This is a genomic window from Salinispora pacifica CNR114 (genome assembly GCF_000514775.1).
In the GTDB taxonomy this organism is placed as follows: Bacteria; Actinomycetota; Actinomycetes; order Mycobacteriales; family Micromonosporaceae; genus Micromonospora; species Micromonospora pacifica.
The window spans coordinates 183,403-198,791 of the sequence record NZ_KI911468.1 but is presented as its reverse complement, the minus strand read 5'-3'; the positions used below and the strand labels follow the sequence as shown (position 1 = coordinate 198,791).

The 15,389-nt window shown below is 68.6% G+C and carries 14 protein-coding genes and 1 tRNA gene; 11 read left to right on the top strand and 4 right to left on the bottom strand.

Annotation, left to right across the window (positions count from 1 at the left end; genetic code table 11):
• The first annotated feature begins 322 nt into the window (after window positions 1-322).
• Together B118_RS0127745 and B118_RS0127740 are read left to right on the top strand one after the other, a co-directional pair.
• Window positions 323-793, top strand: a complete 471-nt coding sequence (locus tag B118_RS0127745; RefSeq protein ID WP_018223323.1) for an RrF2 family transcriptional regulator — start codon at window positions 323-325, stop codon at window positions 791-793.
• A gap of 130 nt (window positions 794-923) precedes the next feature.
• Complete coding sequence (locus B118_RS0127740; RefSeq protein WP_027648046.1) at window positions 924-1,916, top strand: sulfite exporter TauE/SafE family protein; 993 nt, start codon at window positions 924-926, stop codon at window positions 1,914-1,916.
• A gap of 211 nt (window positions 1,917-2,127) precedes the next feature.
• Here B118_RS0127740 and B118_RS0127735 read toward each other — a convergent pair whose 3' ends face one another.
• Both B118_RS0127735 and B118_RS0127730 read right to left on the bottom strand, forming a co-directional pair.
• Complete coding sequence (locus tag B118_RS0127735) at window positions 2,128-2,607, bottom strand: Lrp/AsnC family transcriptional regulator (RefSeq protein WP_018223325.1); 480 nt, start codon at window positions 2,605-2,607, stop codon at window positions 2,128-2,130.
• A gap of 550 nt (window positions 2,608-3,157) precedes the next feature.
• A tRNA-Leu gene (locus B118_RS0127730) sits at window positions 3,158-3,234 on the bottom strand.
• 99 nt (window positions 3,235-3,333) lie between these two features.
• On the opposite strand from B118_RS0127730, the gene B118_RS0127725 reads away from it, so the two are divergent.
• The 7 genes from B118_RS0127725 (at window position 3,334) to polA (ending at window position 12,244) form a co-directional block, all read left to right on the top strand.
• Entirely contained in the window at window positions 3,334-3,954 is a 621-nt protein-coding gene (locus tag B118_RS0127725; RefSeq protein WP_028193820.1) for an ANTAR domain-containing response regulator, read from the top strand.
• 442 nt (window positions 3,955-4,396) lie between these two features.
• On the top strand, window positions 4,397-5,545 hold the full coding sequence (locus tag B118_RS0127720) for a branched-chain amino acid ABC transporter substrate-binding protein (RefSeq protein WP_028193819.1): 1,149 nt from the start codon (window positions 4,397-4,399) through the stop codon (window positions 5,543-5,545).
• A gap of 67 nt (window positions 5,546-5,612) precedes the next feature.
• Window positions 5,613-6,587: a branched-chain amino acid ABC transporter permease gene (locus B118_RS0127715; protein ID WP_018223328.1), complete on the top strand. Its 975-nt coding sequence runs from the start codon at window positions 5,613-5,615 to the stop codon at window positions 6,585-6,587.
• Window positions 6,584-7,756, top strand: a complete 1,173-nt coding sequence (locus B118_RS0127710; RefSeq protein ID WP_033660799.1) for a branched-chain amino acid ABC transporter permease — start codon at window positions 6,584-6,586, stop codon at window positions 7,754-7,756. Before B118_RS0127715 ends, B118_RS0127710 begins: the two co-directional genes overlap by 4 nt.
• The gene (locus B118_RS0127705; protein WP_018826791.1) at window positions 7,746-8,669 is read left to right on the top strand and encodes an ABC transporter ATP-binding protein; all 924 of its coding nucleotides are present in this window, start codon (window positions 7,746-7,748) and stop codon (window positions 8,667-8,669) included. Before B118_RS0127710 ends, B118_RS0127705 begins: the two co-directional genes overlap by 11 nt.
• Window positions 8,659-9,369: an ABC transporter ATP-binding protein gene (locus B118_RS0127700; RefSeq protein ID WP_018223331.1), complete on the top strand. Its 711-nt coding sequence runs from the start codon at window positions 8,659-8,661 to the stop codon at window positions 9,367-9,369. The genes B118_RS0127705 and B118_RS0127700 overlap by 11 nt, the downstream gene beginning before the upstream one ends.
• A gap of 175 nt (window positions 9,370-9,544) precedes the next feature.
• Window positions 9,545-12,244 (top strand): DNA polymerase I, encoded by a 2,700-nt coding sequence (polA, locus tag B118_RS0127695; RefSeq protein ID WP_018223332.1) that lies wholly within the window; start codon window positions 9,545-9,547, stop codon window positions 12,242-12,244.
• A gap of 8 nt (window positions 12,245-12,252) precedes the next feature.
• Here polA and B118_RS0127690 read toward each other — a convergent pair whose 3' ends face one another.
• The gene (locus B118_RS0127690) at window positions 12,253-12,684 is read right to left on the bottom strand and encodes a DUF3140 domain-containing protein (RefSeq protein ID WP_018223333.1); all 432 of its coding nucleotides are present in this window, start codon (window positions 12,682-12,684) and stop codon (window positions 12,253-12,255) included.
• A 144-nt stretch (window positions 12,685-12,828) separates the two neighbouring features.
• On the opposite strand from B118_RS0127690, the gene B118_RS0127685 reads away from it, so the two are divergent.
• A complete protein-coding gene (locus B118_RS0127685; protein WP_018223334.1) occupies window positions 12,829-13,524 on the top strand; it encodes a helix-turn-helix domain-containing protein in 696 nt (231 codons plus the stop codon).
• On the opposite strand, the gene B118_RS0127680 is transcribed toward B118_RS0127685, so the two are convergent.
• Window positions 13,521-14,099, bottom strand: a complete 579-nt coding sequence (locus B118_RS0127680; RefSeq protein ID WP_018223335.1) for a dihydrofolate reductase family protein — start codon at window positions 14,097-14,099, stop codon at window positions 13,521-13,523. The genes B118_RS0127685 and B118_RS0127680 overlap by 4 nt on opposite strands.
• A 218-nt stretch (window positions 14,100-14,317) precedes the next feature.
• Here B118_RS0127680 and B118_RS0127675 point away from each other — a divergent pair, with 218 nt between their 5' ends.
• Complete coding sequence (locus B118_RS0127675; protein WP_018223336.1) at window positions 14,318-15,127, top strand: class I SAM-dependent methyltransferase; 810 nt, start codon at window positions 14,318-14,320, stop codon at window positions 15,125-15,127.
• Window positions 15,128-15,389 lie beyond the last annotated feature (262 nt).

Sequence of the window (15,389 nt, the reverse complement as noted above, 5' to 3'; positions counted from 1 at the left end):
AGCAGGTCGAGGGCTGGCAGGACATGCCCCTGACCGAAGCCGCCCAGAAGGTCCAGGTGTCGGCCTACCCGTTCCACTACGCCCAGTGGGAAACCCAGGCCGCCGACCTCGTCGCCGAGCACTGGACCAGCTGACCCCACCCGCACCACCCACAAACAAACCCCCACAGACCTGACCCACACAAGGGGAAAGAACTGTTGGCCGGCACCCGAACCGGGTGCCGGCCAACAGCCATGTCCGGCCTCCCGAGCGCAGGCCTCCGGCTTGGTGGGGACCGAGGGATGGTCGGTCGTTGGCGGCCGAGCCGGTTAGCCTGTCAGCCATGCGTCTCTCCGCCCGGGTCGACTATGCCCTTCGCGCGGTCGCCGAGCTCGCCTCGGCGACCGGCAGTACCTCGACCGGCCGAGGGCGGTTCGTGACCGCCGAACAGATCGCCCGAGCCCAGGAGATCCCGCCGAAGTTCCTGGAGAGCATCCTGTTGCAGCTGCGTCGGGGCGGTGTGGTGCAGGCCCAGCGGGGCCCGGAGGGAGGCTACTGGCTGGCGCGGCCGGCGGGCGAGATCTCCCTCGCCGAGGTGATTCGGGTGATCGATGGTCCGCTGGCCCATGTCCGTGGGCAGCGCCCGGAGCAGCTCGGTTACCACGGTGCCGCGCGCGCCTTGCAGGATGTCTGGATCGCTCTGCGGGCAAGCGAACGCCAGATCCTTGAGCTGGTCACCGTAGCCGACGTGGCCGACGGTGCCCTTCCAGCCCGGGTTACCGAGCTGGTCGCCGACCCGCGCGCCTGGACCTGAGCCGCGCCTGGATCTAGGCCGCGCCTGGATCTGAGCCGTAACTCGCCGTTGAACGTTGTTGACCCAGGCCCCACTCATACCGCATTGTCGACCAAGTCGATAGGAGATATCAGAAAACTAGGGAGGCGCGGTGCGTAAGCTGCTGGTCCTCGCGTTCGTGGGGTTGGCCGCGCAACTCGTTGACGGTGCCCTTGGCATGGCATATGGGCTGACCTCCTCAACGCTGCTGCTACTCGCCGGGATCGCACCGGCGGCTGCCTCTGCGTCGGTGCACCTCGCTGAGGTGGGCACCACGTTCGCGGCGGGCGTGGCGCACTGGCGGTTCGGCAACGTCGACTGGCGCGTCGTTGGGCGTATCGCCGTGCCCGGCGCCCTCGGCGCGTTCGCCGGAGCGACCTTTCTGTCTGCTCTCTCCACCGCTGCCGCCGCGCCCTGGATGGCGGCCATCTTGTTCACCCTCGGCGCGTACCTGCTGGTGCGCTTCGCCCGGCCGCTGCGCACCGAACGACGGGCTGGCCGGCTGCGTAGTCGCTTCCTTAGCCCCTTGGGGCTGGTCGCCGGTTTCGTTGATGCCACTGGCGGCGGCGGATGGGGTCCGGTGGCGACCCCCGCGCTGCTGGTCAGCGGGCGACTGGAACCTCGCCGCGTGATCGGGTCGGTGGACACCGCCGAGTTTCTCGTCGCCGGTGCGGCCAGCGTCGGCTTCCTGATTGGGCTTGGTTCCGAGGGCTTTCTGCTGCCGATGGTGCTCGCGCTACTGGCCGGTGGTCTGATCGCAGCACCGGTGGCCGCCTGGCTGGTGCGCCTCGTCCCGGCCCAACTGCTCGGTGCAGCGGTCGGCGGTGTGATTGTGCTAACCAACGCTCGTACGCTGATGCGCGCTCTCGATCTCGGCGCGGGGGTGCGACCTGTGGCGTACGCCCTGCTGGCGCTCGCCTGGGGAGTCGCGTTCGCGTTCGCGCTCCGGGCCTTGCTGCGCGCCCGTCGTGCCCGGACTGTCGTCGCTGTTGCCCGCAGCGCCACGCCATCCCGAGGTGCGAGCACCGCTGAGTCGCCCGGCGGTAACGTCGCCACCGAAGCGTCCCGCGAGGGGACGGTGGCCGGCTCTGGGCCGGTCCGGTAGCGCTTGCCGGGTGAGGGAGGGAGTGGGGCACCGGGCCGGCTTCGCGGAATCCGTCGACTCCGGCCCGGTGCGCCACAACTTGGCAACTCCCGACCCGTCCCGACCGGGAGTGCCAACCACCACCGAAACCAAAATAGGCGGGGCCCGCGTCCCAGGCGTGACAGGGAGGTGAAGATCCTGTTTCGGCGCGTAGTCAGGGCTGTGATCGGTCCTACCCCAGGCCTCGTGCCTGCTCGAAGATCAGGCTGGTCTGGGTGTGCTGCACCGCCGGATCGACTGCCAGGTGGTCGAGCACGAAGTCCCGCAGCGCGTCCGCCGATGCCGCCCGGACATGCAGCACGTAGTCGTCCGCACCGGCCACGTGGAACACCGCCACCATCCCCGGTAGGCGTACTGATCGGGCGCGGAAGGCGGCTACCACGGCCCGGTCGTGGGCGGAGAGCCGTACCGAGATCAGCGCCTGCAACGGCAGGCCCATCGCCGCCGGATCCACCTCGGCGTGGAAGCCGCGGATCGCCCCGCATCCGTGTAGCGCCCTGGTTCGCGCGAGGCAGGTCGACGGCGCCACCCCTACCCGCTCGGCGAGGGCGTTGTTGGGGAGGCGGCCGTCCGCGGCCAGCTCCGCCAGGATTGCGCGGTCGGTGTCATCAAGGCTCGCGTAGGGTGGTGCCGGATTCGGGGAAGAGGACATAGCGCCATCTTTCCGGGAATCTATGCGAGTTTCAACGCAATGCTCCCGAATTTTGTTCGGGCTGAATACTTCTCCATGGCCAAATATTCAATCTCCCCGTCATGACGGTCTCCGGATGCCGAAGCCGAGCAGGTCGGGGTTGGGAGACGACTCCGTCGCCCAGCAGGGAGCCTTCGAGTAGCTCTCCCGGAATCCCCGGTGGCCAACCCGAGCCGGTGCCACGGCTCATCACCCAGCCACTCGCCGGGTGGCGGAGATCCGGAACAACCTCCCGGTATCGCTGGTCTGTCCCGGGCGTCTCGCCGGTGGGGCAGCACCGGCGCTGCCGGGGCGACCGGCGCGGTGCTGGGCGAGCGGGCACGCCCAGCGGTGGACTGTTGCGGCTGTCGGTTGCCGGGAAGCGGTGGCCGCGCCGATGACGGCTCCCTGCTGGTGACCTTCGCGCTGAACCGGAACGGGTGTGCCGCCGGGCGGCACCACCCTGCTGGGGCTGCCGCCCGCAGCTTGACGCCGCTCGCGATCTGTCAACCGCCGGCCACGCGACGGTTGGTGGTGTCCCCGGTGGGATTCGAACCCACACTGTCGGAGGTTTGAGCTCCGTTTCTCTACCGGTTGGAATACGGGGACAGTGGCGCCGACAGCCTCGGTGTCGGGTCATAGAGTACCCACTACGCTAAGGGGCGCGGCACCCGGTCGGGTGTCGGTACGGACTGGTGGGAGTTGCTCGTGGCCGAGACGCAGACGGACGCCGAGCGTAGGCGGGTACTGATCGCCGAGGACGAGGCGCTCATCCGGCTGGATCTCGCCGAGATGCTCGTCGAGGAGGGCTACGAGGTCGTCGGCGAGGCCGGTGACGGTGAGACGGCCGTCCGGCTCGCCAAGGACCTCAAGCCGGACCTGGTCATCCTCGACATCAAGATGCCCATCATGGACGGGCTGGCCGCCGCCGAGCGGATCGCCGGCGAGCGGATTGCTCCGGTCATCATCCTGACCGCCTTCAGTCAGCGGGACCTGGTGGAGCGGGCACGGGCGGCCGGTGCGATGGCGTACCTGGTCAAGCCCTTCCAAAAGAGTGACCTGGTCCCGGCGGTAGAGATCGCGTTGTCGCGCTACTCGGAGGTCGCCGCCCTGGAGGCGGAGGTCGCTGGCCTCACCGACCGGCTGGAGGTGCGTAAGGTCATCGAGCGCGCCAAGGGTGCGTTGATGACCACGTACGGGATGACCGAGCCGCAAGCCTTCAAGTGGATCCAGCGGACCGCGATGGACCACCGGATGACCATGAAAGAGGTCGCCGAGCGGATTCTCCAGGAGACCACCGGCGGCGAGGTGCCCCGTCCGGCCCAGTAGGTCCGGTCCTTCTCCCTCTCCCTCTCCCGCGCCCTCTTCCGACGGTCGCTGCGGTCCGGGGTTGGCGCCGCCGCGGCGTTCGCCCGTCCGGGGTGTGCACCCGACGCGTACCGACGCCGCGGTTGTTCTTTCCTCCCGCCGGATCGATTGATGCCGGTGTCGCTGGTCGTGGCCGGCTGCGCTGGTCATCGCCGGTGTGCGTGCGGCCGCTGGCCAGCTGTGAAGGATGTTACGCGTTGGGGTCGTATTGGCGTTTGTATTCGTAACGGTTTGACAAGCGTGGCTTCGAGGGCTTCCGGGACCGTATCTCGACCAGTACGCTCCGCCATCACGAGCCGTAGCAGGTGTGTGGGCTCACATCGAGGTGGGGAGGCCGCCGTACTGGTGCGGCCGGCTGCCTCGGGTGTGCTCGGGCTCCTGCAACTGGAGGAGGTCTATAGCCGTGAGGCGTAAGTACGTACGGGCGCTCGGCGCCATTGGGTTGTCGGCAGCCCTCATTGGCGCTGCGGGCTGCCAGGCGGAGGAGGACAACTCCGCCGGCAGCAGTGACTGCGGTGGCAAGATCGCCATCTTCGGTGCCTTCAGCGGCCCGAACTCGGGTCTGGTGATCCCGTCGCGCGACGGCGCACTGCTTGCGGTGGATCAGCACAACGAGGCGAACCCGGACTGCGAGGTGACCCTGCAGGAGTTCGACACCCAGGGCGACCCGACCCAGGCCACGCCGGTCGCGAATCAGGTCACCGGTGACGAGTCCTTCCTGGGCGTCATCGGTGGCGCGTTCTCTGGTGAGAGCAAGGCGACGATGGCTGTCTACGAGGCGGCCGGGATGGTGATGGTCAGCCCATCGGCGACCGCGATCGAGTTGACCGCGGGCGGCAACGAGGTGTTCCACCGGGTGGTCGGCAACGACGCCGTTCAGGGTGCCGCCGCTGCCGTCTACCTCAGAGACGTCGTGCAGGCCGAGAAGGTCTTCGTGATCAATGACGGCACCACCTACGGCGCCGGCATCGCCGACGAGCTGACCGAGGCGCTCGGTGGGTTGGCGGGCGGCACCGATCAGGTGCAGGAGAAGCAGGTCAACTTCGCCGCCACCATCTCGAAGATCAAGGCTGCCGAGCCGGACGCGATCGCCTACGGCGGCTACACGAACGAGGCGGCGCCGTTGGTGAAGCAGCTGCGGGAGACCGGCATCACGACGCCCTTCCTCGGCTTCGACGGTCTCTACGACCCGTCCTTCCCGAAGGGTGCCGGGGCCAGCGCCGAGGGTGNGATCNTNACCTGCCNGTGNCTGCCGNCGGANAAGGCNGGTGGCACCTTCGCGGCTGACTTCGAAGCGGCGTACGGCGGGCCTCCGGGTTCCTACGGTGCCGAGGGTTTCGACGCCGCGAACGTGTTGATCGAGGGCTTGGCCGAGGGCAACACCACGCGTGCGGATCTGCTGGCGTGGGTCGACTCGTACGACAAGGAGGGGGTCTCGAAGTCCCTCAAGTTCGCCGACAACGGTGACGTGGACGAGTCCCGGGTGGTGATCTGGGCCTACGAGATCAAGGGCGGTGAGATCACGGCCCAGCAGGAGATCAAGCTCAGCTGAGCCAGGATGACCGTTGCGCGGCCGGGGCTTTCCCCGGCCGCGCAACGGTGCCAAAGGGGAGAAACCCGTGAATTTCGATGCCTTATTCGGCGACCTAGCCCAGCACACTGTCGACGGCTTGTCCAAGGGGGCGATCTATGCCCTCGTCGCCCTGGGGTACACGCTCGTCTATGGTGTGCTCCGTCTGATCAACTTCGCGCACTCTGAGATCTTCATGGTGGGCACCTTCGCGATCCTCGGTACCTGGTCGTTGCTCGGGGTGGCCGACAACCCTCCGATCGGGATGGCGATCGTCTACCTGCTCATCGGTCTGGTGGTCGGTGCGCTGGCCTCGGGTGCCACCGCGCTCACCGTCGAACGGGTCGCCTACCGGCGACTACGCCGGATGAACGCGCCGCCGCTGATCTTCCTGATCACCGCCATCGGGCTCTCGCTCGTCCTGGTGGAGATCTTCGCGCTGTGGATGGCAGGGTTCTTCTCGGGGCGCGGATTCACCGAGAACCGACTCGTGATCGGGATTCCGCCGCTGCTGAAGCAGGAGACGGTTCTCTCGGTGGCGGGCGCCGATATCACCAATGTGCAGATCATCATGGTGGTCTCCGCCCTCGTGATGCTCTACGGGTTGGACCAGTTCATCAACCGGACGCGGTACGGCCGTGGCGTGCGGGCCGTGGCACAGAGCCCAGACACCGCCGCGCTGATGGGGGTGCACCAGGACCGGGTGATCATGCTGGTCTTCGTCCTGGGCGGGTTGATGGCGGGCGCCGCGGCCCTGTTGTGGAACATGCGGTACGGGATCACCAAGTTCGACATCGGCTTCGTGGTCGGGCTGAAGGCGTTCACCGCGGCGGTGCTCGGTGGTATCGGTAACCTCCGCGGCGCACTGCTCGGTGGCCTACTACTCGGGGTCATCGAGGTGTACGCGGCGACGTTGACCCGATCCACCTGGGAGGATGTGGCCGCCTTCGTGGTGCTGGTGGTGGTGCTGATCTTCCGGCCGACCGGCCTGCTCGGTGAGTCTCTCGGAAAGGCGAGGGCATGACAGAGGCACTACGACAATTCAACGAGCGGCGCCGACACGTTCTGGGGGGTATGGGTGACCGGTGGCGGGCCCTGCCTCGTTGGCAGCGTTGGCTGACCCTGCTCGCGGGTGTTGCCTTCCTCTACTACCTGCCGTTCCTCGGTGACATCCCGGGGACGAACCTGATCATTCCGGGGCTGGACTGGTTCCGGACCGACTCCATCGACGGCGGCGCCAACTGGGCAGGGGTGCTCTTCGTCTGCGCCCTGTACGTCCTGGTGGCTATCGGGCTCAACGTCGTGATCGGGCTGGCTGGTCTGCTCGACCTCGGCTACGTCGGCTTCTACGCGGTGGGCGCCTACAGCGTGGCGCTGTTCGGGTCGGCCGAGTCGCCGGTTGTGGGGGCGTTGCAGGAACAGTTCGGCTTCTCCCAGGACTGGGCGATAGCGTGGGCGATCTGTATCCCGATCGCGTTGGCCTTCTCGTTGGTCGCGGGAGTTCTGCTCGGCTGGCCGACACTACGGCTTCGGGGCGACTACCTGGCCATCGTGACGTTGGGCTTCGGCGAGATCATTCGGATCGTCGCGAAGAACTCGGGGTGGGCCGGCGAGGCACAGGGCGTGCCCGGAATTCCCGGCCCGGAGGGCCCACCGTCGCCCGACAACAAGGTCTTCGGACTGCTCGACATCAAGCCCTGGTACTGGCTGGCGTTGAGCGTGGTGCTGGTGATGGTCCTGCTGGTTCGGCGGCTGGAGCACAGCCGGGTGGGGCGGTCGTGGCTGGCCATCCGGGAGGACGAGGACGCCGCCGCGGTGATGGGCGTCTACCCGTTCAAGTTCAAGCTGTGGGCGTTCGCCATCGGTGCCGCCCTGGGTGGGTTCTCCGGTCTGCTCTTCGCCAGCCGGTCGGCCTTCATTCAGCCCGAGACCTTCAACGTCCAGCTCTCCATCCTGTTCGTCGCGATGGTGGTGGTCGGTGGCTCCGGCAACATGGCGGGTGTGGCGGTTGGCGCCTTCCTGCTCGCGTACCTGCCGGAGCGGTTCCGCGACTTCTCGGAGTACCGGGTCCTCGCCTTCGGCCTAGCATTGGTGCTCATCATGCTGCTGCGCCCGCAGGGTCTGTTGCCGAGTCGGCGACGAACGCGCGAGTTGCAGGACAGGGCGAAGGAGGCTCCGGCAAATGTTGCCTAAGCAGAAGACATCGCCCGAGGACGCCGCCAAGCCCGAGGTGCTGCTTGAGGTGGACCGGGTCACGCTCCGCTTTGGCGGGGTGGTGGCGCTGGACGATCTGAGTTTCAACCTGTACAAGGGTGAGATCCTCGGGCTCATCGGTCCGAACGGGGCCGGCAAGACCACCTGCTTCAACGCGATGACCGGGGTCTACCGGCCGACCTCTGGTGCGGTTCGGTTCGACGGACAGCAGGTCAGCGGACGGAAGCCGCACCGGATCAACCAGATGGGGATCGCCCGGACGTTCCAGAACATCCGGCTCTTCCCGGAGATGACCGCGCTGGAGAACGTGCTGGTTGGTGCGGACTCCCAGCACCGCACCAGCGTGGTCGGTGCGTTGTTCCGGCTGTACCGGGTCAAGCCGAAGCCGGAGGAACTGCCCACGGTCGATTCGACCAACGGCCTGGTGCGGTTCTGGCAGCAGGTTCGCCGCTCCTCGGCCCAGGTGTTCGGCATCTCGCGGCACACGCTTGAGGAGCGTGCCGGCGAGCGTAAGGCATACGAGTTGCTGCGCTTCGTCGGGATTGACGACCGCGCCAATGACCTGGCCCGCAACCTCCCGTACGGCTACCAACGCCGATTGGAGATCGCGCGGGCGTTGGCCACCGAGCCGAAGCTACTCTGCCTGGACGAGCCGGCCGCCGGCTTCAACCCGGCGGAGAAGGAGGAGCTCCTCGAACTGATCCGCAAGATCCGGGATCGCGGTTTCACGGTGCTGCTCATCGAGCACGACATGCGCCTCGTCATGGGGGTCACCGACCGGATCGTGGTGCTGGAGTTCGGTAAGAAGATCGCTGAGGGGGCGCCCGCCGAGGTGCGGGACGACCCGAAGGTGATCGCGGCGTACCTGGGGGAGCCCGCAGATGCTGCTTGAGATTGACGATCTGACCCTCCGGTACGGCCGGATCGAGGCGCTGCACGGAATCAGCCTGCACGTGAACGAGGGCGAGGTGGTTGCCCTCATCGGTGCGAACGGCGCGGGTAAGACCACCACCATGCGGGCGATCTCCGGACTCCGGCCGGTGAGCCGGGGGGCGATCCGGTTCAACGGGGAGGACATCACCAACCTCCGAGCCGACCTGCGGGTACGGCGGGGCATCTGCCAGGCACCCGAGGGGCGGGGCATCTTCCCGGGCATGACGGTCCTGGACAACCTCGACATGGGGGCGTACACGCGTCGGGACCACGCCGGGATCGCCGCCGACCTGAAGCGGGTGTTCGAGCTGTTTCCGCGGTTGGCGGAGCGGCGTCGTCAGCTGGGGGGCACGCTCTCCGGTGGTGAACAGCAGATGCTGGCGGTCGGGCGGGCGTTGATGGCTCGGCCGAAGCTGCTGCTGTTGGATGAGCCGTCGATGGGGCTCGCTCCGATGATCATTCAGCAGATCTTCGATATCATCGTGGAGATCAACCAGCAGGGCACCACGATCCTCCTGGTGGAGCAGAACGCCCAGCAGGCGCTCTCCCGGGCCCACCGGGGGTACGTGTTGGAGACCGGCCGGATCGTCAAGGAGGGGTCCGGCCAGGACCTGCTGCACGACCCATCGGTCAAGGAGGCGTATCTGGGCGTCGCCTGATCGACGGCGCTGCCCACGCGGCCGGTCGTCCCGCCCCGGGACGACCGGCCGCCGCCCGCCGCCCCGGGTCCGGACTATCTCCACGCCGGGACGGCCGGGCCCGACGTGACTTTCCGCGCCGGCGCCCCGGTGCCGCCGCCCGGCCCTGTCGGCGGCACGGACTAGAGTCGCCACCGTGACAGCCACGAAGCCGCGCCTGCTCCTCGTTGACGGACACTCCCTGGCCTACCGGGCGTTCTTCGCCCTGCCGGTCGAGAACTTCTCCACCACGACGGGGCAACCGACCAACGCGGTCTACGGCTTCACCTCCATGTTGATCAATGTTCTTCGGGATGAGCAGCCGACACACATCGCCGTGGCCTTCGACGTCTCCCGGCACTCCTTCCGCACCGAGAGGTACGCGGCGTACAAAGCTGGCCGCAGCGAGACCCCGACCGACTTCAAGGGGCAGGTCAGCCTGGTCAAGGAGATCCTGGCGGCGTTGCGCGTCCCGGCGGTGGAAATGGTGGGCTACGAGGCGGACGACGTGATCGCCACGCTCACCCGGCAGGCCCGCGAGCAGGGGATGTCGGTCCTGATCACGACCGGAGACCGGGACGCCTTCCAACTCGTTGACGACGACGTCACGGTGCTCTACCCCCGCAAGGGCGTCTCCGACCTGGCCAGGATGGACCCAGCTGCGGTGACGGCGAAATACGGGGTACCTCCGCGGCACTATCGGGACCTCGCCGCGCTGGTTGGCGAGACCAGCGACAACCTGCCCGGCGTCCCGGGCGTCGGCCCGAAGACCGCCGCCAAGTGGATCACCGCCTACGGAGGGGTCGAGGGTGTCGTCGCCCGGGCCGACGAGATCAAGGGCAAGGCCGGGGCGAATCTGCGGGAGCGACTCGCCGACGTGATCCGTAATCACGAGCTCAACTGCCTGGTCACCGACCTGGATCTGCCCCTGCCGCTGGCGGAGACACGCTGGGCTGGCTGGGACCGGGAGGCGGTGCACCAGGTTTTCGACACGCTGGAGTTCCGCATCCTTCGGGATCGGCTCTACCAGTACCTGGACGCGGTTGAGCCGGAAGCCGAGGCGGGTTTTGACCTGGCGGGCGAGCTCCTCGTCGAGCCGGGGGCGCTCGCCGCCTGGCTGGGAGCGCACGCGGCACCGAACACGCCGGTTGGCCTCGCCGTCACGCTCGACACCGGGCCCAATCGGCGGCACCTCGCCGACGTGACCGGCATGGCGCTGGCGACCGCCGCCGGGGCCGGGGCCTGGTTCGACCCCGGCCGACTCGACGCCGCCGACGAGGCCGCCCTGGCGGGGTGGCTGGCTGATGCGAGCCGACCGAAGGTGCTGCACGACAGCAAGCCGGCGGTGCTCGCGTTCGCCGCCCACGGGTGGTCGATCCGGGGCATCACCAGAGACACGCAGATCGCCGCCTACCTGGCCCGGCCCGACCAGCGCTCCTACGACCTGACTGACCTGGCGCTGCGATATCTGCACCGGGAACTGCGGGTTGACCTGCCGGAAACCGGCCAGCTCACCCTCGACGGCCTGGGTGATGACGGTGCGGCCGAGCAGAACCTGATGCTGCGGGCTCGAGCCACCCTCGACCTCGCCGACGCGATCGACGCGGAGTTGTCGCGGGACGGCGAGCAGTCGGCCCGGCTGATGGCTGAGGTGGAGCTGCCGCTGATGCGGGTGCTCGCCGGCATGGAGCGCACCGGCATCGCCGCCGACACGCAGTACCTGTCCGAGCTGGAGGCGCACTTCGCCGCGGAGGTGAAGGCCGCCGCGCAGGGCGCGTACGAGGCGGTCGGGCGGGAGTTCAACCTGGGCTCCCCGAAGCAGTTGCAGGAGATCCTCTTCGGCGAGCTGGGGCTACCCAAGACCAAGCGGATCAAGACCGGCTACACCACCGATGCGGACGCCCTGCAGTGGCTACACGGGCAGAACCCGCATCCGGTGCTCGGGCACCTGCTGCGTCACCGGGACGTGGCGAAGCTGAAGACCACGGTTGACGGGCTGCTCAAGTCGGTCTCTGATGACGGTCGGATCCATACCACCTTCAACCAGACCGTGGCGGCCACCGGTCGGCTCTCCTCCACCGAGCCGAACCTGCAGAACATTCCGATCCGTACCGAGGAGGGGCGGCGGATCCGTCGGGCCTTCGTGGTCGGCGCCGGGTACGAATGCCTGCTCACCGCCGACTACAGCCAGATCGAGATGCGGATCATGGCCCACCTGTCGGCGGACCAGGCCCTGATCGATGCCTTCAACTCGGGCCGCGACTTTCATGCCGCCACCGCCTCATCGGTCTTCCAGGTGCCGGTGGAGACGGTCACCCCCGACCAGCGGCGCAAGATCAAGGCGATGAACTACGGCCTGGCCTACGGGCTGAGCGCGTTCGGCCTCTCCCAGCAGCTCGGCGTTTCCGCCGAGGAGGCGCGCGGGCTGATGGAGATCTACTTCGCCGGTTTCGGTGGGGTGCGCGACTACCTGCAGGAGGTGGTGGCCCGGGCCCGGCGCGACGGCTACACCGAGAGCGTCCTCGGCCGTCGCCGCTACCTGCCCGACCTGGTCAGCGACAACCGGCAGCGGCGGGAGATGGCCGAGCGGATGGCGCTCAACGCTCCGATCCAGGGCTCTGCCGCGGACATCATCAAGGTGGCGATGATGAACGTTGACGCGGCGGTGCGCGATGCCGGGCTGCGTTCCCGGATGCTGCTCCAAGTGCACGACGAACTGGTCTTCGAAGTGGCCCCCGAGGAGCGGGAGGTGCTGGAGACGCTGGTCCGGCGGGAGATGGGCGGGGCCTACCCGCTGTCCGTGCCGCTGGAGGTGTCGGTCGGGGAGGGGCGGGACTGGAACAGCGCCGACCACTGACCGGCCTACTACCGGCCGGGCCCCCGGCGTTCCCTGGGCGGGGTGCCGTGCCGTCGGAGCGCCTTGCGGGACGGGCCCCCCGGTGGCGGTAGCGGGCCCTTGGTCGGGTCGTGCCCCCAGTTCATCAGGGAGTACCGCCATCGGGTGTCCCGAACGTCGCCACTGGGCCGTTGCGCCATATGTCGGCGGACATAGCCGACAACTTTCCGCATGTGCCGGTAGTCGTCCTCGGAGAGATCGCCCCGTCGACGCCGGAGCAGGTCGAGGATTCGTCGGCCGGAGCGGTGGCCGACCGTCTCGCCGCCCTGGTCGCCCCGTCTTCGCCAGCCCACATGCTTGGACTTCTCGGTCTCCAGCCACTTCGACAGTTCACCGGGGCGCATGTTCACCGCCGCGGTGAAATCTTGGTAGGTCTGCTGCGGGTCGTTACGACGGCTCACGGCGTAGCACCTCCTGTCCGGCCCGGTCCGCCTGGCTTACCCGGGCCAGAACTGCGGAAACGGCCCTGACGACGGTGCGCTGGTTCGCCTCGTTCGCGCCCGGCGAGCCAACGCGGGTACGGGGACCACCCTTATCCTGGTCGGATGGCCCTACGACTCCAGACGCGCGCGTCCGACTCGCCCTGGATCGACGCCGTCTGGACCGGCACGAGTACCGGGGTCGTGGAGATGACCTCGGTAGCTACGGTCTGTTGGGGCCTGGTGTTCTGGGAGCGGCTGGGTACCGCGTACGCGGCCATCACCGGGCCCGAGACGAGGACCAGCGCCGCACCGGTGCCGGAGGGCGCGAGCTTCGTCGGGATCGACTTCGCCGTCGGTACGTCGTTGCGGACCGTGTCGACGCCGGCGCTGGTGGACGGCGGCGCCGAGCTTCCCGACGCCACCCGCCGGACCTTCCGGCTGGCGGGCGCCCGCTGGGAGACCCCCGGCCCAGACGACGCCGAGGCCCTGGTAGACCGCCTGGTCCGGAGCGGAGCCGTAGTCCGTGACCCGATCGTCACCGCGGTCCGCCGGGGCCACCGGCCCTCCGTCTCGCAGCGGACCGTCGAGCGTCGGTTCCGAGCGGCAACCGGGCTCACCCAGGGCGCGGTACGGCAGGTCGAACGGGTACGCGAAGCGGCGGCGCTCCTGGCCGCTGCCGCCCCGGTCGCCGATGTCGTCTCCCGTCTTGAGTACGTCGACGAGCCGCACCTGGCCCGTGCGCTGCGCCGGTACGTGGGCCGTACGGCGCGGCAACTCCGCGCGGGCGAGGGCGGCCCGATCGCTCTGGATCTGGATTAACGGACGACGTCATAGAGCAGCTTGACGACACCGTTCGGGTAGGCCGCGGTGTCCCGGAGGCGCAGGGGCTGCTTGGCCCTGTCCGCCGTGCTGAACAGGCGCTTCCCGGCACCGAGTAGGAGTGGGAAGCAGAGCAGGTGGTACCGGTCGATCAACCCGGCGTCGGAGAGCCGTCGGGCGAGTTCGGCGCTGCCGTGGATGAATATCGCGCCGCCCTCGCTCTGCTTGAGCTCGCGGATGTCCTCGGTTGATCGCAGGACCGTCGTCGGTCCCCACCCCGGGACGAGGGCGTCGTCGGACAGCGTGGTCGAGACGACGTACTTGGGCAGTTCCCGGTAGTCGGCGTGGTCGTCCGAGTCGCGCCAGATCGGTGCGAATGCCGCGTAGCTCCGGCGGCCGAACATCAGTGCCGAGGTCTCCTTGAGCTCCTCGCCCTTGAGCGAGAAGACCTCGGGTAGGAATTCGATGTCCTTGAACACCCAGCCGCCGCTGCGGTGCTCCTCACCCGGCCCACCGCCGGGGGAGTCCAGGACGCCGTCTAGCGAGATGAACCCGGTGTAGACCAGCTCACGCATGTCTCGTGCTCCCAGGAGTAGGCGACCGGCGTCACCATGTCGATCGAACGGCCGTCCCCCTGCTCGCGCGGGATGAACCCACCGAGAGGAGGTAGCGCCCGGCCGACGCACCGTGGTGGAGCGCGCCGTCCATGCTAGGCAACCGCCACCGGTGGAGTCTTGGACGAAAACGACGGCCGCCGCGTACCCGGGTTGCCACGATCCGTACCGTTGGCAGGATGCAGCAGTCCGAACCGGCGGTCACCCGTCGCGTGGTGTCAGCGACTGAGGGGCGGGCGGCGAGCCGACGGTGGTGGGACCAGGACGCCGACAGCTATCAGGCGGAGCACGGTGCGTTCCTCGGGGATGTTGATCTCGTGTGGGGTCCCGAGGGGCTGCGGGAGGCGGAGGCGCGGCTGCTCGGTGCCGTTGCCGGGGCTCGGGTCCTGGAGTTGGGGTGTGGCGCGGCCGCGGGCTCCCGTTGGCTGGACGGGCAGGGGGCGGCGGTGACGGCCCTCGACCTGTCCGCCGGCATGTTGCGGCAGGCCCGGCTGGCCGCCGAGCGCTCGGGCGTGCGGGTGCCACTCGTGCAGGCCGACGCCCTGGCGTTGCCGTTCGGGGCGGGCGTCTTCGACACCGTACATTCCGCGTTTGGCGCGGTTCCGTTTGTCGCGGACTCGGCGACGCTGATGCGTGAGGTGTTTCGGGTGCTGCGACCCGGCGGAGCCTGGGTATTCGCGGTTACCCACCCGCTGCGCTGGGTCTTTCTGGATGACGCCGGCGAGGGCGGGCTGGTCGCGGTGCACTCCTACTTCGACCGTCGCCCCTACGTGGAAGAGGACTCGTCGGGAGTGCCGACCTACATCGAGGCACACCGCACCGTTGGTGATCGGATCCGGGACCTGGGTGCCGCCGGCTTCGTGCTTCGCGACCTGGTGGAACCGGAATGGCCGCCGGGGCACGAAGAAACCTGGGGGCAGTGGAGCCCGTTGCGGGGCCGGCTGATCCCGGGCACCGCCATCTTCGTCGCCGAACGGCCCGCCACCTGACGGCCCTCAGCGGCGCAGGCGTGGTCCCGGTGCAGGGACGGGCGAGAGTGCGGCATCGGGTGCTGGCAGTGCGCGCCCGCTGGCTGGCGCCGCTGGGTTGGTGCCGGTGGGGCCGGTGTGATTCGGGTGACAGGCCGGGCGTGTTATTCGACGATAATCCGCTTTCGCAGGTGGCGCGATGGTGAGCGGGTGGGAGGCCTTGCACGCTGTGGTAATGCAGAGGGTAGGGTAGACGATGCGCTCGCGGATTGTGTGCCTCGGT

Coding starts and splice junctions, on each gene's coding strand:
- B118_RS0127745 (WP_018223323.1), top strand. CDS start 323: ATGCGTCTCTCCGCCCGGGTCGACTATGCCCTTCGCGCGGTCGCCGAG.
- B118_RS0127735 (WP_018223325.1), bottom strand. CDS start 2,607: ATGTCCTCTTCCCCGAATCCGGCACCACCCTACGCGAGCCTTGATGAC.
- B118_RS0127710 (WP_033660799.1), top strand. CDS start 6,584: ATGACAGAGGCACTACGACAATTCAACGAGCGGCGCCGACACGTTCTG.
- B118_RS0127705 (WP_018826791.1), top strand. CDS start 7,746: ATGTTGCCTAAGCAGAAGACATCGCCCGAGGACGCCGCCAAGCCCGAG.
- B118_RS0127700 (WP_018223331.1), top strand. CDS start 8,659: ATGCTGCTTGAGATTGACGATCTGACCCTCCGGTACGGCCGGATCGAG.
- B118_RS0127685 (WP_018223334.1), top strand. CDS start 12,829: ATGGCCCTACGACTCCAGACGCGCGCGTCCGACTCGCCCTGGATCGAC.
- B118_RS0127680 (WP_018223335.1), bottom strand. CDS start 14,099: ATGCGTGAGCTGGTCTACACCGGGTTCATCTCGCTAGACGGCGTCCTG.
- B118_RS0127675 (WP_018223336.1), top strand. CDS start 14,318: ATGCAGCAGTCCGAACCGGCGGTCACCCGTCGCGTGGTGTCAGCGACT.